The sequence below is a fragment of the Bacillus sp. FSL H8-0492 genome (assembly GCF_038006145.1).
GTDB lineage: Bacteria > Bacillota > Bacilli > Bacillales > Bacillaceae_G > Bacillus_A > Bacillus_A mycoides.
On record NZ_JBBOUP010000001.1, the window covers coordinates 4,387,480 to 4,406,187 of the forward strand.

17 protein-coding genes and 3 pseudogenes are annotated in these 18,708 nt (G+C 35.3%); 6 read left to right on the forward strand and 14 right to left on the reverse strand.

The window, feature by feature from the left end; all coding sequences use genetic code 11:
* Positions 1-19 precede the first annotated feature (19 nt).
* The gene (locus MHH66_RS22500) at positions 20-1,108 is read right to left on the reverse strand and encodes a DUF871 domain-containing protein (protein WP_078184505.1); all 1,089 of its coding nucleotides are present in this window, start codon (positions 1,106-1,108) and stop codon (positions 20-22) included.
* Positions 1,109-1,429: 321 nt separating this feature from the next.
* Between MHH66_RS22500 and MHH66_RS22505 the strand changes: the two genes are divergently transcribed.
* From MHH66_RS22505 to MHH66_RS22515, 3 genes are all read left to right on the forward strand, one after another.
* Positions 1,430-2,632, forward strand: coding sequence for an MFS transporter (locus MHH66_RS22505; protein ID WP_078184504.1), 1,203 nt, complete (start codon positions 1,430-1,432; stop codon positions 2,630-2,632).
* A 186-nt stretch (positions 2,633-2,818) separates the two neighbouring features.
* A complete protein-coding gene (locus tag MHH66_RS22510) occupies positions 2,819-3,808 on the forward strand; it encodes an NAD(P)-dependent alcohol dehydrogenase (RefSeq protein WP_063219341.1) in 990 nt (329 codons plus the stop codon).
* Between the two features lie 510 nt (positions 3,809-4,318).
* On the forward strand, positions 4,319-5,974 hold the full coding sequence (locus tag MHH66_RS22515) for a Na/Pi cotransporter family protein (RefSeq protein ID WP_078184503.1): 1,656 nt from the start codon (positions 4,319-4,321) through the stop codon (positions 5,972-5,974).
* 35 nt (positions 5,975-6,009) lie between these two features.
* On the opposite strand, the pseudogene MHH66_RS22520 reads toward MHH66_RS22515, so the two are convergent.
* A pseudogene (locus tag MHH66_RS22520) lies at positions 6,010-7,009 on the reverse strand (YhdH/YhfP family quinone oxidoreductase).
* 314 nt (positions 7,010-7,323) lie between these two features.
* On the opposite strand from MHH66_RS22520, the gene MHH66_RS22525 reads away from it, so the two are divergent.
* Positions 7,324-8,529, forward strand: coding sequence for an LCP family protein (locus tag MHH66_RS22525; RefSeq protein ID WP_063219344.1), 1,206 nt, complete (start codon positions 7,324-7,326; stop codon positions 8,527-8,529).
* A gap of 148 nt (positions 8,530-8,677) precedes the next feature.
* Positions 8,678-9,118 (forward strand): hypothetical protein, encoded by a 441-nt coding sequence (locus MHH66_RS22530; protein ID WP_002029912.1) that lies wholly within the window; start codon positions 8,678-8,680, stop codon positions 9,116-9,118.
* Between the two features lie 33 nt (positions 9,119-9,151).
* On the opposite strand, the gene MHH66_RS22535 is transcribed toward MHH66_RS22530, so the two are convergent.
* The 10 genes and pseudogenes from MHH66_RS22535 to MHH66_RS22580 all read right to left on the reverse strand — a co-directional run bounded on the left by MHH66_RS22535 (position 9,152) and on the right by MHH66_RS22580 (position 16,237).
* A complete protein-coding gene (locus tag MHH66_RS22535) occupies positions 9,152-9,925 on the reverse strand; it encodes a sulfite exporter TauE/SafE family protein (protein WP_002029911.1) in 774 nt (257 codons plus the stop codon).
* Positions 9,926-9,965: 40 nt separating this feature from the next.
* A pseudogene (locus tag MHH66_RS22540) lies at positions 9,966-10,442 on the reverse strand (DsrE/DsrF/DrsH-like family protein); the annotation flags it as partial.
* Positions 10,443-10,530: 88 nt separating this feature from the next.
* Entirely contained in the window at positions 10,531-10,890 is a 360-nt protein-coding gene (locus MHH66_RS22545) for a rhodanese-like domain-containing protein (protein WP_002010729.1), read from the reverse strand.
* A 38-nt stretch (positions 10,891-10,928) separates the two neighbouring features.
* Positions 10,929-11,159 carry a sulfurtransferase TusA family protein gene (locus MHH66_RS22550; RefSeq protein WP_002029907.1) on the reverse strand — a complete coding sequence of 77 codons (231 nt, stop codon included), beginning with the start codon at positions 11,157-11,159 and terminating at the stop codon, positions 10,929-10,931.
* Between the two features lie 21 nt (positions 11,160-11,180).
* Positions 11,181-12,317 (reverse strand): MBL fold metallo-hydrolase, encoded by a 1,137-nt coding sequence (locus tag MHH66_RS22555; RefSeq protein WP_078184502.1) that lies wholly within the window; start codon positions 12,315-12,317, stop codon positions 11,181-11,183.
* A 38-nt stretch (positions 12,318-12,355) separates the two neighbouring features.
* Positions 12,356-12,916, reverse strand: coding sequence for a sulfurtransferase TusA family protein (locus tag MHH66_RS22560; protein WP_002186722.1), 561 nt, complete (start codon positions 12,914-12,916; stop codon positions 12,356-12,358).
* A gap of 88 nt (positions 12,917-13,004) precedes the next feature.
* Positions 13,005-13,268 carry a metal-sensitive transcriptional regulator gene (locus tag MHH66_RS22565; RefSeq protein WP_000456201.1) on the reverse strand — a complete coding sequence of 88 codons (264 nt, stop codon included), beginning with the start codon at positions 13,266-13,268 and terminating at the stop codon, positions 13,005-13,007.
* A gap of 198 nt (positions 13,269-13,466) precedes the next feature.
* Positions 13,467-14,546 (reverse strand): RNA-guided endonuclease TnpB family protein, encoded by a 1,080-nt coding sequence (locus tag MHH66_RS22570; protein WP_033714645.1) that lies wholly within the window; start codon positions 14,544-14,546, stop codon positions 13,467-13,469.
* 388 nt (positions 14,547-14,934) lie between these two features.
* Positions 14,935-15,519 (reverse strand): DUF3238 domain-containing protein, encoded by a 585-nt coding sequence (locus MHH66_RS22575; RefSeq protein WP_078184501.1) that lies wholly within the window; start codon positions 15,517-15,519, stop codon positions 14,935-14,937.
* A gap of 133 nt (positions 15,520-15,652) precedes the next feature.
* Positions 15,653-16,237, reverse strand: coding sequence for a DUF3238 domain-containing protein (locus MHH66_RS22580; protein ID WP_078184500.1), 585 nt, complete (start codon positions 16,235-16,237; stop codon positions 15,653-15,655).
* A 152-nt stretch (positions 16,238-16,389) separates the two neighbouring features.
* On the opposite strand from MHH66_RS22580, the gene MHH66_RS22585 reads away from it, so the two are divergent.
* Positions 16,390-16,863 (forward strand): MarR family winged helix-turn-helix transcriptional regulator, encoded by a 474-nt coding sequence (locus MHH66_RS22585; protein ID WP_002087475.1) that lies wholly within the window; start codon positions 16,390-16,392, stop codon positions 16,861-16,863.
* Positions 16,864-16,904: 41 nt separating this feature from the next.
* On the opposite strand, the pseudogene MHH66_RS22590 reads toward MHH66_RS22585, so the two are convergent.
* Positions 16,905-17,283, reverse strand: a pseudogene (locus MHH66_RS22590) (SpoVR family protein); the annotation flags it as partial.
* Between the two features lie 15 nt (positions 17,284-17,298).
* Positions 17,299-18,564 carry a hypothetical protein gene (locus MHH66_RS22595; protein ID WP_407060702.1) on the reverse strand — a complete coding sequence of 422 codons (1,266 nt, stop codon included), beginning with the start codon at positions 18,562-18,564 and terminating at the stop codon, positions 17,299-17,301.
* Positions 18,565-18,708: the final 144 nt, after the last annotated feature.

Here is an 18,708-nt window from a genome sequence, read left to right on the forward strand (position 1 = left end):
CCCCTTTATCCCGCGTTCATTATTTCTTTAGCGTAAATCCAAACTTATCCCAAGCTTGTAAATAATCTAATAAGAAGATTTCTTCCTCTACAACTCGGCCAACTACATTTGTTTTTCCTGTATTCACCATATCTTTTAAAGCAATTTGCAATTCACCTTTATATTGGCCATATTGCTCATTATCAATTAAAAGATCGCCACGCTTAATTTCACGCGTATTATGCGGTTTAAACTCTTCTTTTTTATATTTCACACGACTTTGTGTAGAACGAATCATATATTCAGATACATCCCCGCGATAAAAATGAGGTTCTTCTAATACGATAATTCTTTCTAAATCTGTTGTTGTATCGTATAGTTCTATATCAAATGTTTGTTTCTCTTTATTTAACGCACCTAGTGCTTGTAATTCTTCTTCTGAAGCATAAGCATTCGCAATAATAACATCATCAATTAATTCTGTTGCAAACAAATGCTTCGCCTGTGTTGTCATCGGTAATTCGCGATGTTGCTCTAACGTACATAACCCTTCTGTTACTGGCCAAGGTCCATATGTTGCATCGAATGATGAAATAAAAGCAGCTGTTCTCATACCGTAATCTTTAAATTGTTTCGAGCATTTAATGAAATGATCGTATGATAATCCTGAATAACGATGCGGATAGAAATTATGACAGCCAATTAAATTTTCACGATTTGGTCTATGACTCATAATGTTATCTACATACTTCGTACCGTTACTCATATTAATCTCAATTTTTAAACCGTATGGATTGTACGTCATAATCGATTCTTCTAATCCTGAGAAACCAACATCTAAACGAATACCGTAAGCACCTAGTTCATGGAAAAACGATAAATCATTATAAGAAATACCTAGTTGCTCAAAAACAGACGGACTAATATCAACCAATACTTGGAACCCTAATGCATTCGCATGAGAAATTATTTCTTTAAACTCTTCTACAATTTTCTCTTTTTCGCCATCTACAGATAATAAACATGTGAATACACGTGTAAATCCGTATTTACTTGCTAATGTTAAATACTCCTTATCTTCCTCTACTGTCGAATGTTCTGGATAAATAGAAATACCAAATCGTCTCATATGTACACGCCTCTTTCTTCATCATATTGTAAACCCTTTCAAATATTTGTAGTGAAAAAAGTATGTATCCCCTTCTCGTCCACTACCATTTGAATTCGCTTTCTTTAAAGAAAAAATAATTTCTATCATTCATAACAACTACTAGTCTATACATCTATACTTTACATCTTTTTTTCATAGTTGTGTAGTCTTTCCACAAATTTGTCAGTTTTTTCGCCTCGAAAATTGTTATACGTTTTCAAGGCACCTTCCTTGACTGTTACGTTGACCAATACATATACTCGAAAGAATAGAGAAAACTTTTATATAGGGGATGAATATATGGGAGAGGCAGTACTCGTAAAACGAGAACCGTTATGGACAAAAGAGTTTATTGCGCTAATTCTAGCAAACTTATGTATGTTTTTAGGATTTCAAATGTTAATTCCAACTTTACCTGTTTATGTGAAAGAAATTGGGGGCACAAGTTCAAATATCGGATTCGTTGTCGGCATGTTTACCGTTGCAGCACTTTTTATTAGGCCGCTAACTGGAAATGCCTTGCAGAAATTCAACAAAAAAATCATTTTAATGATCGGTACCGCTATTTGTTTACTCGCTATGGGCAGTTATCTTTTCGCTTCTACCATTTTCCTATTGCTTGCCGTTCGAATTTTACACGGAGCTGGTTTTGGTATTACAACGACTACATACGGAACTGTCGTTTCAGATTTAATTCCGCAAGCTCGCCGCGGTGAAGGCATGGGGTATTTCGGTCTTTCTGGAACTATCGCCATGGCGCTCGGTCCGCTTATCGGACTTTGGCTTATGCAAGCATATAACTTCACGATTCTTTTTTTATGTGCACTTTCATGCACAATAGTTTCATTAATATTAACGAAACTACTTCAAATCAAAAAATCGCCGCAACCACCACAGCAAACATCTGGTACCTTTCTCGATGGATTTATTGAGCGTAAAGCTTTACTTCCTTCACTATTAATATTATGTATTACATTAATGTACGGGGGAATTGGGAGCTTTATCACATTATTTGCTACAGAAGTCGGGATTGCTGATATCAGTCTCTTCTTTTTATTTAACGCACTTGCAATCGCTGTAACTCGTCCGTTTTCTGGAAGATTATATGATACGAAAGGCCATACATTCGTCATCATTCCAGGAGTTATTATTACGTTTACAGGTATTATCTTGCTGTCGTATACAACTACAATTCCGAGTTTAATTATTGCCGCAGCGTGCTACGGCAGTGGTTTCGGAGCAATTCAACCGGCACTACAAGCATGGATGATTGACCGAGTAGCACCGCACCGGAGAGGAGTAGCAACAGCAACATTCTTCTCAGCATTTGATCTTGGAATTGGTGCTGGAGCGATTATTTTTGGATTCATTGCACACTTTACCAATTATGCAACTGTATATCGATATTCCTCTTTATTACTTATTGCTTTCTTGTTCATTTATATTACAAGTATAAGAAAACAAAAGCATAGAGATAAAAATACAGAAAAAGCTGTTGGGTAATGCTAATTGATTCTTTTTTGAGATACTTGGACTAAGAAAATCATATATACACAAATACAAAAAGCAGTGGATTCCTAAAAAAATCACACTGCTTTTTGCATTGTATTGAAGAGTGAACCGCTGTTCTATTTATTCATGTTGTTCGTATGATATTAATATATATAGAACGAATTGGAGGAAATATTAATGAAAGCAATAGTGTACACAAAATACGGTCTCCCCGACGTTCTTCAACTGAAAGAGATAGAAAAACCTGCTCCTAAGGACAATGAAATACTAGTAAAAATAAAAGCGACAACCGTAACAGCAGGAGATATTCGCTCACGAAGTTTTACGGTTCCCTCTTCTGTTTGGCTACCCGCTCGAATCGCACTTGGCTTTAAGCAACCGAAAAAACAAATACTCGGAATGGAATTGGCTGGTGAAGTTGAATCGGTAGGAAAAGACGTCACACGATTTAAAAAAGGAGACCAAGTTTTTGCAGCTACCCAAGTAAATTTTGGTTCTTATGCTGAGTATATTTGCCTACCTGAAGGTGGAGCAGTGTGCATCAAGCCCTCCAATATATCCTATGAAAAAGCCGCAGCCATCCCAATTGGAGCACGTACAGCTTTGTTTTTCCTTAGGAAAGCTAACGTTCAAAGCGGTCAAAACATTCTTATTTACGGAGCTTCTGGAAGTGTCGGAAGTTATGCAGTACAAATTTCCAAGTATTTCGGCGCAACAGTTACAGGTGTGTGCAGTAGCTCCAATTTAGAATTGGTCAAATCTCTAGGAGCTGACGAAGTAATTGATTACACCACAAAAAATTTTTCTACTACAGACGAAACTTATGATGTTATCTTTGAAGCGGTAAACAGGAGCTCCTTTTCAGAGTGTATTAAAATGTTAAAAGAAGATGGTACCTATATAAATATCGTTGAACCGTTACCAAGTGCTCAAATGCTCTGGACTAAATTGACAAGTCGCGTGAAACTCATATTAAGTCAAAACGCACCTGAAACTTCCGAAGCATTAAATTTCCTTAAAAAACTTGTTGAGAACGGTAAAATAAAAGTGGTCATTGATAGGCAATACACTTTTGAGGAAATTATTGAAGCTCACATATATGTTGAAAAAGGACATAAGAAGGGAAATGTCGTCATAACTATGGAGCATAATGACGATTCTAAATAAAGAAAAAACACTTTGCATAATTGTTAAAATGCAAAGCACCGAAAGTTTTTAACATAAAAAAGCAGAGCAAATTCATATGCGAATTGCTCTTTTTTATTGTTGCGAGCATCTCAAAAGAAAACAGTTTAAAATAATTTAATCGTTTTTTACTCTCATTAAATAAATCCATTTCAAACCTCCCCCGTTTCCCTACATATTTTTCTAACTTTAATCAAAAAATATGCAAAGAACCATCAGCATAACAAAATAAAATTCCAATCCGCATATCCAATTGGGTAGTTTCCCTTCACCTATTTTTACTATCCAAAAATAGTGTGATAAATGTGACTTCTTTACAAACCGATCAGATATATTATCTGAAAAACCAATTAAATACAGGTGTTTCTTTAAAGATTTGTAAACTTTTCACCTCTTTGTAAATTTAGTGTAAATTTTACTAACAAACCGTTTACAGTCACTCAAGGTTCAGTTAATAATTACATCGTACATGAAATTTAAGGAGTGGAATGCGTGGAATATAATGTTCAAGAAATGATCTTCCAGTTCATTGGTGGATTAGGTATTTTCTTATTCGGGATTAAATACATGGGCGATGGACTGCAACAAGCAGCTGGAGATCGTCTTCGCGATATTCTAGATCGCTTTACAACGAACCCACTTATGGGTGTACTAGCAGGTATGTTAGTTACTGTATTAATTCAATCAAGTTCAGGAACAACTGCTTTAACGGTCGGACTTGTAAGTGCCGGATTTATGACATTAAGACAAGCAATTGGTGTTATTATGGGTGCGAATATCGGTACGACAGTTACTGCATTTATTATCGGAATTAAAATCGGAGAATACGCTCTCCCAGTTATGGCAGTTGGAGCGATTTTACTATTCTTCTTTAAAAATAAAAAAGTACATTCTGTAGGTCAAGTTGTATTCGGTTTTGGTATGTTATTCTTCGGTTTAGAATTAATGAGCGCAGGTATGAAACCTCTTCGTTCTTTAGAGTCATTCCAAGATTTAATGATTAGCATGAGTGATAATCCAATTCTAGGAATTATTGTCGGTACAGTCTTCACTTTAATTGTACAAAGCTCAAGCGCAACAATCGGTATTTTACAAGAATTATTTGGCCAGGGTGCAATCGATTTACAAGCTGCCCTTCCTGTATTATTCGGTGATAACATCGGTACGACAATTACAGCAGTATTAGCAGCAATCGGTACTTCAATTGCAGCAAGACGTGCAGCATTAGTTCACGTTATCTTTAATATTATCGGTACCATTATCTTTACGATTATATTGATACCATTTACAAGTTTAATTCAATATTTCCAAACGTCATTAAACTTAAATCCAGAAATGACGATTGCATTTGCACACGGGACGTTTAACGTAACGAATACAATCATTCAGTTCCCATTCATTGCAGTATTAGCCTGGATTGTAACAAAAATTATTCGTGGTGAAGATGCATCTATTAACTTCAAACCGCAACATTTAAATCCAATCTTTATTGAGCAATCTCCAGCTATCGCTTTAACAGAAGCTCAAAAAGAAATCATTCGTATGGCTGAGTTTTCATTACATGGATTAAAAGAAGCAAACCAATTTTTAAATACACAAGACAAAAAACACGCGAACATGGCTACTCAATTAGAAGGCGCTATTAACAATTTAGATAAAAAAATTACCGAGTATTTAGTTTTACTATCAGAAAAACCACTTTCACCTTCAGATTCTGAAAAACATTCCGTTTTAGCAGGTGTTGTCGGAGATATTGAACGTGTCGGTGATCATGTAGAAAACCTTGTAGAACTTGTAGATTTCCAAATTTCAAACCGTGTTTCACTATCGGATGAAGCACTAGCTGAACTAAATGAAATGCTTGAATTAACAATTTCAACATTACAAGACTCAGTTGAAGCTTTAACAAACTTCGATACTGAACTAGCTCAAACTGTTATTGCAAAAGAACGTAAAATTGACCAAATGGAACGTGTTCTTCGTAAACGTCACGTATTACGTCTAAACGAACGTAGCTGTTCAGGTGATGCAAGCATCATCTTCGTTGATATGGTAAGTAACTTAGAGCGTATCGGTGATCATGCTGTAAATATTGCTGACGGTGTTTTGGGCGAACAAGGAAAAATAGGAATAAAACAATCATTATAATAGGAAAAGAGACGCTAATTTGAGCGTCTCTTTTTTCATTTCATATTTACAATAGTTCTTCCTTTTAACTTTCCTTGCAGTATAAGTGTAAACTTCTCATCTAATTCTTTTAATGTACATTCTTCTGTATAAGATAATAGCTCTGAATTTTTCCACTCACCAGCTAGCAATGCCCACACTTCTCTTCTCACATCTACTGGACATTGAACTGAATCTATTCCTAAAAGGCTAATCCCTCGTAATATGAATGGGTATACAGTTGTATTTAATTCATGCCCCGCTACGTTACCACACGTTGTTACACAACCTCCATACTTAACCACCTTTAAAGAACTTTCTAACATGTTTCCACCTACGGTATCGACAACCCCAGCGTATATTCCTTTAAGCATCGGTCTTCCTGATTCATCACTCAACTCCTCGCGGCGAATCATCTTTTTTGCACCTAAACGTAGCAGCATCTCTTTCTCTTCCATTTTCCCTGTTGCCCCTACTACGCTATATCCTAGCTTCCCTAAAATACTAACTGCTACACTGCCTACTCCGCCCGTAGCACCCGTTACTAAAACATCTCCCATACTAGGGCGTAATTCCCGCTCTAATGAGCTTATATACCGATAAGGCAGCTGTAAAACCGGCTGTCCCGTACATCATACTTTCCTTCAAAGACATTTCTTTCGGTAAAGGAACAACCCAAGATGATGGCACGCGAATATATTCTCCGAAACCACCAGAAGTATTCATACCTAAATCATATCCAGTTACAATAACTTGATCGCCTTCCTGAAAGGCGTTATTTTCACTACTAACTACCTCTCCCGCTGCATCTATGCCAGGTGTATGAGGATATGTTCTCGTTACACCTTTATTACCAGTAGCTGAAAGGGCATCTTTATAATTTAATGAAGAATAATGAACACGTATTAATACGTCTCCTTCAGGTAAACTATTTACTTCTCTCTCAACAAGCTTTCTTTCAAATTGATTATTTTCCTTTTCTTTCACGACAATTGCTCGGAATGGTGTATGATTCATTACGCTCTCTCCTTCATCCGTAAAATCCTTCTTTATTATATAAGAAGTACATATACAGCTAATCACATCTTCTTGGCTATATTTCAACAAATCTTACTTCTCTATCACTTTCTCACATTACATATTTTCATTTCTACTAAAACACATTATACTTGTTCTACATCTTAAAAATAAAATATAGAAAATCTGACTTTTTATAAATAAATTGAATTTTTACGAAATGTAAATGATTTGTAATGTTTTTTTTCGCTAAATTTCATTATAATAAGTGGATATGAGTGTCGTATTTCAATTCAAATGAAGGAGTACAAGAAATGGAGCAAAACCCATCTTTGCAAGAAAATACACGCAATAAACCGAAAAAAGGTAAGAAAAAAACAAAAATTATTATAAGCGTTATTCTATTAGTTTTAATAATAGGTGGCGGTTATACATGGTTTTTAGTAAATAAAGCATCTTCTGCTGTTCGAAACGCCGCTCACGATTTAGCACGCGGTGATAAGTCTGATTTACGTGCTAAAGCTGTAAAACCTATTACAAATAACGTCTCTGTCTTAATAATGGGTGTTGATGAAAGCGATGTCCGTGGGAAAGAATATGGTGAAGCTATAAGAACGGATGCACTATTACTTGCAACGTTTAATAAAGATAGCAAAACTGTAAAGCTATTAAGTATTCCACGTGACACGTATACTTATATTCCAGTAGAAAAGAAAAAAGATAAAATTACACACGCTCATGCATTTGGTTCTACTAAAAACGGAAAAGATGGTGGACCACAAGCTAGTATTGATGCAGTTGAAAAATTAATGAATGTTCCCGTCGATTACTTTGTAAAATTCAACTTTAAATCATTCATGAAAATCGTTGATGATTTAGGCGGCATTGAAGTTGACGTACCAGTTGAGTTTACTGAACAAGATAGTAATGATAACGCCGAAGCAATTCACCTGAAAAAAGGTGTTCAAAAGTTAAATAGTGAAGAAGCTCTTGCTCTTGCTAGAACAAGGCACATTGATAGTGATGCGATGCGTGGTCAACGTCAGCAACTCGTTATCGAAGCCATTTTAAAGAAACTAACAAGCGTTGGATCCGTAACAAAAGTTGGTAACATCATTGATGATATTAACGGACAATTCGTTACAAACTTAACATTCGATGACATGCTTTCATTCTATAAATATGGATCGGATTCGGAAATTGAGAAATTACAACTTCAAGGTGAAGATTGTTACATGGCAAAAGGTGATGATACATGTAGTAAGTCAGCTGGTGGTGGTCGAACTTACTACTACAATCCAGATAAAAAAGAATTAGCTAATGTTACAAACGAACTTCGTAGTCACCTTGGACTACCTGCCTATACAAAATCTGATTCTGATTCGAAAAAAACAAACTCAGAGAAAACAAAAGAATCTACGTCTGAAAATACGAGTGAACGCGAATCAAGTAACGATGAAACTCAAAATAAGAAGAATAACAGTGCAGATACAGAAACATCGTCTAATGACAATGAATAAAGTGAAGCAGTGCTCTATGGAGGTAGAGCACTGCTTCTTTTTAATGCTTTCAAAATAAAAAATCAGAACTTTCCAACTATCTTTTTTAATATTTTTAAATTATAATAAATAGTAGTAATCTATTCCAATTATCAGGGGGCTCATACATATGAAAGCTGCAGTAAAACATAACATTTCAGATTTTAAAGAGTACTTAAAATCAAACGATATATACATGGAAGAAAATATAGATGAAAATGATGGTTCGGTACATTTTTCAGTAGGATTAGAAACAGAAGCTGGCGCAAAAATTCAACTTATCGCTGCTTTCCAAAGCGAACATCCTGCTGTGGATATATACTGCTTCAATGTTGCTCTTGTACCTGATTCAACATCAACAAATGATATTTTACATGTCATCAATGAATTAAACACATCTTATCGATTTGCAAAATTCACGCTAAACAAACAAAATGCAATTGATATTTCAACATCTCTTGCATTCTCAGAACCAAACTTTAATCCCGCACTTGTCTTTGAACATACGAGAATGCTATATAAACTGGCAAACGATGAATATAAGAACTTAATGAAAGTGATTTGGGCGTAATTAAAAAGATGGTGCTACAAGAGCACCATCTTTTTATTTCGATATCATATCAACCCACATCTTTATCGCAGTTCCTACAATTAAAGTAGACAATACGTATTGCAAAACTTTTTGATTCACTCTCTTCCCTACTCTCACTCCAAGAGGAGCGGCAAATAAACTTGCTATCGCAACGATAAGAGCCGGAATAACAACTATTTGTCCAGTAATCACTTTCCCAGTAGTAATTCCTATCGAGGAAATAAAAGTAATAGCGATAGATGTTGCTATTGTCGTACGTATCGGTAGTTTTAAAACAACTAGCATAATCGGTACTAAAAGAAATGCACCACCAGCCCCAATAATGCCGGAAACACTTCCTACAATAAACGCTAGCAAACTAGCGAGCCACTTATTGTACGTAATTCCTTCTGTCCCCTTACGATTGCTTCGCTTCGGTATAAACATCATAATAGCCGCAATAGTAGCTAGTAATGTGTAAACAACGTTTACAGCATGCTCATTTAATAAATTCGCACTAAAGCTACCTACAAAGCTTCCTATTAATATACTAGCTCCCATATACACAACTAAAGTTTTATCCATATCGTTACTTTTCCTATACGCCCACGCGCCTGCAAAAGTTGCAAAGAATACTTGAATCGCTGTAATACCGCTCACTTCATGTGATGTATATCCAGCAAATCCTAGCAATACTGGAATGTATAAGATCATCGGGTAATTAATAATTGCCCCGCCAATCCCAACCATTCCTGATATAAACGACCCTATAAACCCAATAATAAAAAGCAGTACTGTTAAACTCATATTGTATCCCCCGCCTTCTAAAAAGAAGGTGATTTAAATAAATAAATAAATTCACATTCCCATCCGAAGCATCTGCTAAATATGCACCTACTCCTGCAAACTCTACCCCTTCCATAATCTCTTCCTCTTTTAACCCTAATAAATCTACTGTCATTTGACAAGCTACAAGTTTAACTCCCTGTTCTTTAGCCAAATCAATTAAATCTGGTAAAGGCATCGCATTATGTTTTTCCATAATACCTTTAATCATCTTTGGCCCCATACCAGCAAAATTCATTTTTGATAATCCCATCTTATCAGCGCCGCGCGGCATCATTTTTCCAAATACTTTTTCTATGAACGTTTTCTTTACTTTCACATGCTCATCTTTCCTTAAAGCATTTAATCCCCAAAAAGTATGAAAAATAGTCACCTCTTGATCATACGCCGCTGCACCATTTGCAATAATATAAGCTGCCATCGCCTTATCATAATCTCCACTAAATAAAACAATCGTCGTTTTCTTCTGTTGTTCCATGTTGTTCTCCTCCTAATTACCTATAGGGGTATTTTAAAAATTGTAAAAAGGCTCAAATTATCTAGCTACACCTGATCCTACTTTCTCCTTACAAAACGTTCATGCCACCTGAAACATTGATAACGCGCTGAAACCCTAATTTTTTTAATACTTTTGCTGCTTGCTTACTCCTCATCCCGCTCTGACAAATAACGATTATTTCCTTATTTTTATCTAATTGATTTGCTCTACTAGCTAACTCATTTAGCGGGATATTCTGAAATCCCTTCATATGATTTCCTCTATATTCACCTACTGTACGAACATCGATAAACTGCTTTCCCTGTTTTCCCACTATACTCTTTAATTCTTTTCCATTTATATTTTGAACACCTTTCACCGGTAAAAAACGTGAAATAACAAACCATACAGCAATTACAATGAAAAGCGTACTTAATATTGTATTCATATAACCAACCTCTCCGCCTTTACAAAACTAGTTCTTCACTACGCCTTCTTAATCCAAAACTTCAGTACATCGTCCTCTATATTATGCTTTACTATTTCATGACCGCCTGTTTTTGACCATGCTGGAATATCTTTTACTGATCCTTTATCCGTTACATGTACTTCTAACACTTCTCCAGTTTGTAAAGTATCCATCGCTCTCTTCGTTCTTACGATCGGCATTGGACATGCTAAACCTTTCGCATCTAATACTTGTTTTACATTCATCATCTATTCCTCCAGTTTGTTATTTTATAATGAATCATGAACTGCACAGCGATTTGGACCAATCTCCATTTCACGCTCTTCTTCCAAACTCGGATAAATCTTACCCATATTCGTTTGACGAATTTCTTCATAAGCATTCGGCTGAGGCGGTAAGTTCTCTGTCACAGTTTTACGAAACTCTACTTCATCAACAATATTTAACCCTACATTCTCCTTAAATAAATCTTGTAAATGCGCACTCACAATACCTCTGTCGTCCATTTCACTTATTTTTGAATAGTGAGCCGGTAAAACAATTAAATCTTGAGATAATTCCTTATAACGTTTATATAAAGTATTTCGTAAATCCCCTACCCAGTCTTCCGCCTTCCCAGCAAGATCTGGACGCCCGATTGAATCTACAAATAAAATATCGCCTGATAATAAATAGGAATCATCTACAATAAATGATGTACTTCCAATCGTATGCCCCGGTGAGTATAATGCGTCAATTTCAATTTTGGTACCCCCCACCGTAATAACAGATCCTTCAACAAGCGGTTTATATGAGAAAACGACTTCCTCCGCATCTTTTGGAGGTAACCAATACGTACCCCCTACTTTTTCAGCTAACCTACGTCCTCCAGAAATATGGTCTGCATGCAAATGTGTATCCATGACATTCGTAATAGTAACGCCATGCTCTTCCGCAAAATCTTCATATGCTTCAACCGTTCTGACTGCATCAATAACTGCTGCTTCACCGTTTGAGACGATCATATAAGATAAACAGCCTTTTCCAAGACGGTTAAATTGATATACACTTCCTCCGCCCTGTACATCTCCTACTTTTAACGGCTTTACATATTCACTCCAAGCTTTCATACCACCAGCTAAATAATAAACATCATTGAATCCGGCATGTAACAATTGCTCTGCGACAAACTGCGAAGAACCTTCTTTCGCACATACGACTAAAATTTCTTTCTCCCTCGGCAATTCATTTACAATATGATCTACACCATCTAATAAGTCAAAATACGGTTTATTTATAGAAGAAACTTGTTTCCCTTCAATTTTCCAATCTTCATAGTCCGTTTCATTACGAACATCTAAAATAAACAATTCTCCGAATAAAACTTTCTCTGCGACATCTTTTGCTTGTAATATCTTAACACTCATCCAATTACCCCCATGGGTATGTTTTTATTTAAAAAATTTTATTTCCCCACATTCCCTTGCCACTCTAACATACCTGGAATGACATTCTTCACATTTGAATAACCTTTCTCTTTCAACATTTGACAAGCTGCATCACTACGGTTACCAGTTCGGCAAACAACATAAATTGGTTTCGCACTGTCTAACATAGCACTATCTAATTCACCTAACGGCACCGAAATTGCGGATGGAATATGACCAAAGACGAATTCCGCTTCTTCACGAACATCTAATACAGTGCACTCTTCACCACTTAATAATATATTTTGCAATTCCCCATTCGTAATTGTATGAGGATACTTCACAACTTCATTTACTTCATGTTCATGGGATTTTCGTACATAATGCTTTAATATATCTCCCTCTTGTTTCGTTCCAATATATTGATGCCCTACTTTATTTGACCAACTTTGTATATCTAATGTCGATCCTTTATCCGTCGCCTCTATTTCAATAACTTGTCCTGATGCCAATCCTTCCATCGCCTTTTTTGTCTTCACAATTGGCATCGGACAAGCCAAGCCTTTACAGTCTAAATTCATATCAACTTTTATACTCATAATCATTTCCTCCCTAACCATTATACGCATACCTGTAGGGGTATAATAAAATGTTTTTGAAAATCTGTCAACACATACGTTTGACAGATTATCTGCTTTTTACAAGTAATTGAACAGCTTCTTTAATTAACTCTTCATTTGAGCCATTACCTGTCTCAAACTGCTCGCGCAAACATTGCTCTAAATTTGTTCCAACAACGAGTCCAATTGTACGATCAAGTGCAGAACGGGATGCAGTTAACTGTGTAATAACATCTCGGCAATCTTTTCCCTCTTCCATCATGCGAAGCACACCACGAACTTGACCTTCAATACGTTTCAATCTATTTTTCATATCTTGATTATATTCCACTGTAGATCACCTCCGTAATTATAACTATATTATACATTACTTTTTGAGACTCCCACAACTAAAGTCGCAAGCCCGAATCCTTACGGATTTACGGGTGGGATTCTTGAATGACTAAGCGTTCGCAGTCCATTTCTGTTTTGAACAGCCTTCAAGATAAGGGCATCTCATTGCCCCTCCTAAACCAGACCATATAGGTGCTTAGGCTGATTGACTGTTACCATCAATCACAGTTGCGTAGCGAATATTCATCGCTCCAACGATATCACGATGTGTCTTAAACCCACATGGACACTTGTATTTTCTATCTCGAGCCTTATTCTTTTCAGCACATTTCGGACAACTTTGACTTGTATAAGCTGGATTCACATATTCAATCTGAATACCAGCTATCGTTGCTTTATAAGCAATAAATTGTGCCAAACGATAGAATGACCAAGTGTGTAGGTTCTTTTCGTTTTTACGGCTTGTTCTTGCCGTCTGTCTTATATTCGTTAGTTGCTCTAAACGAATGACAGAAATATGATTAGCAATTGCAAAATCAATGATTTCACGACTTATTTTGTGATCTTTATCTTGCATCCATCTTTGTTCTTTATCATCAAATCGCCGAATCACATTCACTTTTTTGTCTTTTCCTAACTTCTTACGAACACTACGAAACTTACGCTTCCTATATTTATTTTGCCTACCATTCCCAAAGAAACGAACCTTGTCATCATCTGTGATTGCTACTGCAGGGACCTTGAGGCCTAGGTCTACCCCTAAAACTTTCGTTCCTGCTCTTTCATTTGTAGGAAGTGTGACAGATATTTGGGCCATCCACTTATTCGATTTCTTTGTGATACGAAGTGTACCTAACTTATGTTTTAACAAATCCAAATTGCGATTTTTTTTATTGATTAATAAAGCACGGACCTTTAAACGAGTGGACTTTCCATTTACCTTAAACGGGATTGAAATATGAGTGGAGTCAAATGAATAATTTTGATTGTTCCATACACAAACAGGTTTCTTTAGAATCGGAATGATTTTATAATTACTTTTCTTTACTTTTGTAGCAAACAAACTTTTCGCGTCTTTGATTGCTTGATTCTTCACCGCACTGGGGATATTCGCTTCGATATCTTTTGTGCTTTTTTTCGTACTTTTCTTTGCTTCAACCATTTCCGATACAAGCATATTCATGACTTTGATATACTCACGACTACTTTCTTCTAATAAACGACTTTGTTCTTTTGTTGGAATCAATTTCACTTTCACTGTTAGGGTCTGTGACATACGTTTCACCCCTTGTTTTTTGATTTTCAACATATTTTCATTTGCTACATTTTTAGCTGTAGAAACAAAATAAGAACGTGTCCATAAACTTTGCAACGTTCTTCTATAATCATTTACCATAGTTACAATGTATCATTTATTTTCGAAAAATCACAACAAAAAGACCCAATGAAACTACCTATACTTTTTATACTTAAAGTACCACGAACCTTACGATTTTTAGTGGCACTCCGTATCCAACCTCACTTTCATCCCATGCCTAAAGGCGATGGGCTTTCTCGTTCGGAAAGGGCTGTAACTTTGTACAATATACCCTTGATGGTATATTGTAAAGAGGCTTATTTTTTTCTCAACCTTCTAGAGGTTAACTGGTCTACTATCTTATGCCTTATAACCTCTTTGTAAAACTATAATCCATCTCTCCACCTAACGCTTCAGGTGTATCACCAGTTTCTCTAAAATCATGTGTATAAATTTGTTCAAATGAACCGAAATCTACTTGCTTATAAAATTCGAAACAAGGGAATCCATCATGTTCTCCTTGAATATCGATACTACCATCCTTGTTCACACATACAGTTAATAAATAGTCCACAGGAGGGGCATACACATTTAACGGATTACTAGCGCTTGCACTCATTTTGAATTGCACACCATCAGAATTCCATGAAATATCCGTACACACAATATTTTCAGTACTCGCTTTTCCTGTTCTTTTATTCACAGAACCATCTGGATTTGTGACCTTCTCTGTCGTAATACCCGTGTTTGCATATGAAAACACTTCTTCTTTATAAAAGTCCACTACTACCTCTTGCTCAACTCTAGAGCGCATAGTATTTACCGCATGTGGTGTAAATTCACGTGAATCACCTTCAAACTGGATTAATTTCCCTGTTTGTACATCCTTCCGCGGTTCTGTCCAAGACATTGGAATAAATACACTGGCTCTAATTTTAACGATATTCGTCATAAGAAACACCCCTATAATTCTAATTTTATATACTGCATACTATTGAATAAAATAGACCACAATTTCAATCCTAGAACCAATAGCTTTCTCTTTTACGTTTGCTACTTCCTTCTGAAAAATAGCGCTATATTTATTAGATTGTCGCTTTAAAACTATATTCCATTTCTCCAGCTAGTGCTGCTGGGGTATCATCCGTTTCTCTGAAATCATGTGTGTATATTAATTCAAATGAACCAAAGTCTATTTGTTTATAAAATTCATAGCAAGGAAAACCATCATGTAAACCTTCAACATGCACAGTACCACTTTCATTAACTCGTATAGTCAAAAAATAATCAGCTGCAGGTGCTGCCGCGTTTAACGGATTACTTGCACTTGCTCTCATTTCAAATGAAACCTCATCTTCACTCCATACAATATTTGTACATGCAATGTTTTCTGTACTTGTTTCTCCTTTTTGATACTCAATTGAGCCATCTGGATTTGTAATTTTCACAGTAACGATACAAGCATCTGCATATGTGAAAATTTCTCTTTTATAAAAATCAACAACCACTTCTTGTTCTAATCTTGAACGCTTTGTGTTCACAACGTATGGTGTAAATTCACGTGCATCTCCGGCATATTCAAACACTCTTCCCGTCGCAGGATCCTGAATAGGTTTCAGCAAAGCATACGGTGCAAATACACTCCCTCTAATTTTAACGATATTAACCATGTGAAACCTCCATAATTCATTGATTTTATTTAGATAAATCATTATTTGTTCTATTACTTTTATATAGTCAATTTGATTGACTATATCCTGTATAGTACAATAGATTCTACTTATAGTCAATTTAATTGACTATAAGCAAGGAGGTTATATACATGACTCATCAAACACTTAACGAACTAGATCTTACTTCACTTTTATCACTATCCTTCAGCACATTAATTACTGAACTACACGACAAATTAAGTGAATTGGGATTTGAAGATATTAGGCCCGCACACGGTTTTATGTTCAAACGTATCCTTCCTAATGGAGCAACCGGTATAGAACTAGCTGAATATTTAGGGGTTTCAAAACAAGCCATAAGTAAAATGGTAGATTCTCTTGAGAACAGTGGTTATGTCACGCGCCAAACGCATCCTACTGATAAAAGAGGTAAAATTATTGTTTTAACCGAGCGTGGTTTAGCAGTAATGAAAGCAAAAGAAGAAATAGTAGCTGAAATAGAACAACGATGGATTGCAAACATAGGTGCAGAACGAATGCAAATGCTTAAAGAGGATTTAACAACATTCGTTACTAAAGAAAATACAGGAAAATTATCCTCGAGCATACGACCTGTTTGGTAAACAAAAACTCCATATAAAAAGAACGGACATAGAATGCTATGTCCGTTCTTTAAGTAGTCCCCGTCTTCTACTGCTAGGTACGGGAAGCCACCATTTGTACGCATATTTACGGGCTGATCACATACATGTTCCCATTCTTTATCTATTTACTTTATATTCTTTTCCTTGGCGTTGGAATAAGTACATATCTTCTCTCATTACGAGATTTTTGTTTAGGTAGTTTCTTAAGAATAATACATCCCATTCAATTTCGTGTTCTTCAATATCTGCAAATATTTTAATACCGAGGTAGTATGGGTTAATGCTCGTTTTTCATGGCTGAACGACACCTGCATTTAATTTTGCAAATTCAATTGCTTCATCAGATGTTAAATCCATTTCACGAAGTATGCGTTGATGCCAGTACGATGCCCTGTCTTCGTATTATTAAGGTGCTTAGCTTTTTTCCTTATCTAAAACAGCTGCATAAAAATCACTTTCTCTTTCAGATACATCATCGCTTTCTCCTAAATACGCTGCAATTGAGAGGATAATAAGTACCATACTCATTGCAACTTGCCATACATGTAAGATATTCCAAATCCACAAGTCATAATTAACAAAAGATATATTAAAAAATGACAATGAAATGCTATATAAAAGAAACTCATAACTCCAGTCTCCTTTAATATACTCTCCTACTTTTGAATGATCTAAAGAATTCACATCAAAAATTAAAAAAGTTAAGATATACATCATAGCAAACATTAATGTTAATTCAAATAAACTATGTACAGCTAAAGATATCCGCATAGGCTTTCTGATATATGAGTTTTTCCACTTATGAAGATATACTTTTTCTTTATATTGTATATATGTACCTTCATCATTTTCAGCTTCCTTTTTTTGATATCTATTCAAAAAAAATATTTTTGAATCTACTCGAACAGCATCAGCATAAAAAGCCTTTCCAATTTCCAACGAACGTGACACCAACCTATAAAACAAAGCAGCAGATGCTACTATGATAAATATATCTTTAATTTCTTTAAAGTTATCTCCCCAAATTAAAAAGAACAATAATGACGACATCCCTAATGCAACACAGGATACATTTAACCAATTAGAAAATTTAATGAAAAATTTATTCAAAAATTTGTATAAGTCGTAACAATCCATACACCTTTTATTTTTTCTACTTATATACCTTGTATTACAATTACACTTCATAAAAATGTTTTTCTCTAACTTCTTCTTATATACACTGGCTAAGGTATAGTCAATATTAACCGTCCAATTAAATATTTGTCTAGGGAGCTTGAGGAACCAATTTCTTTTCTCACCCGCTACCACTTCACCTGTAATTTCTTGGTCTACCACATTATCCATAAACACGTCACTTGGTGCATACTTTTTAAAATTCCCTTCCCCTGTAACAAAATAAAATGCTATGACATGTATTATAAAAGTTATTATCATGTGAAATACAATACCGCCACAAATCGATAAAATTATTGTGCCTTTACTAATATGCTCGATTGGAAATTTCAAATTAATTGGTTGCACAGTAGAAATTACGAACATCACGGCTAATAATATTATTGAAATACCTTTTATCCATGAAAAATAATTTTCAACCTTTTTCTTAATACTGTTCCAATAATATTCACTTCTCTCATCAATCTGTTTTTTCTCATAAACTAATTCATAATCTTCATTCATTCTTCCCAATTTTTTTCTCCTTTTAAATATCATAAAATCCTATAACCCTATAACCCTATTTTTAAACATCTGTATATATCACCTCTCTTCTTTGATGACTTTCATTAAAAACACTTCTTTTGCATAAAATACTCAATGTTACTA

Bases quoted from the DNA above. Each gene is read 5' to 3' on its own strand.
- MHH66_RS22505 (WP_078184504.1), top strand. From the start codon at position 1,430: ATGGGAGAGGCAGTACTCGTAAAACGAGAACCGTTATGGACAAAAGAG.
- MHH66_RS22530 (WP_002029912.1), top strand. From the start codon at position 8,678: ATGAAAGCTGCAGTAAAACATAACATTTCAGATTTTAAAGAGTACTTA.
- MHH66_RS22585 (WP_002087475.1), top strand. From the start codon at position 16,390: ATGACTCATCAAACACTTAACGAACTAGATCTTACTTCACTTTTATCA.
- MHH66_RS22500 (WP_078184505.1), bottom strand. From the start codon at position 1,108: ATGAGACGATTTGGTATTTCTATTTATCCAGAACATTCGACAGTAGAG.
- MHH66_RS22545 (WP_002010729.1), bottom strand. From the start codon at position 10,890: ATGAATACAATATTAAGTACGCTTTTCATTGTAATTGCTGTATGGTTT.
- MHH66_RS22575 (WP_078184501.1), bottom strand. From the start codon at position 15,519: ATGACGAATATCGTTAAAATTAGAGCCAGTGTATTTATTCCAATGTCT.
- MHH66_RS22570 (WP_033714645.1), bottom strand. From the start codon at position 14,546: ATGTCACAGACCCTAACAGTGAAAGTGAAATTGATTCCAACAAAAGAA.
- MHH66_RS22535 (WP_002029911.1), bottom strand. From the start codon at position 9,925: ATGAGTTTAACAGTACTGCTTTTTATTATTGGGTTTATAGGGTCGTTT.
- MHH66_RS22555 (WP_078184502.1), bottom strand. From the start codon at position 12,317: ATGAGTGTTAAGATATTACAAGCAAAAGATGTCGCAGAGAAAGTTTTA.
- MHH66_RS22595 (WP_407060702.1), bottom strand. From the start codon at position 18,564: ATGAATGAAGATTATGAATTAGTTTATGAGAAAAAACAGATTGATGAG.
- MHH66_RS22580 (WP_078184500.1), bottom strand. From the start codon at position 16,237: ATGGTTAATATCGTTAAAATTAGAGGGAGTGTATTTGCACCGTATGCT.
- MHH66_RS22510 (WP_063219341.1), top strand. From the start codon at position 2,819: ATGAAAGCAATAGTGTACACAAAATACGGTCTCCCCGACGTTCTTCAA.
- MHH66_RS22525 (WP_063219344.1), top strand. From the start codon at position 7,324: ATGGAGCAAAACCCATCTTTGCAAGAAAATACACGCAATAAACCGAAA.
- MHH66_RS22560 (WP_002186722.1), bottom strand. From the start codon at position 12,916: ATGAGTATAAAAGTTGATATGAATTTAGACTGTAAAGGCTTGGCTTGT.
- MHH66_RS22550 (WP_002029907.1), bottom strand. From the start codon at position 11,159: ATGATGAATGTAAAACAAGTATTAGATGCGAAAGGTTTAGCATGTCCA.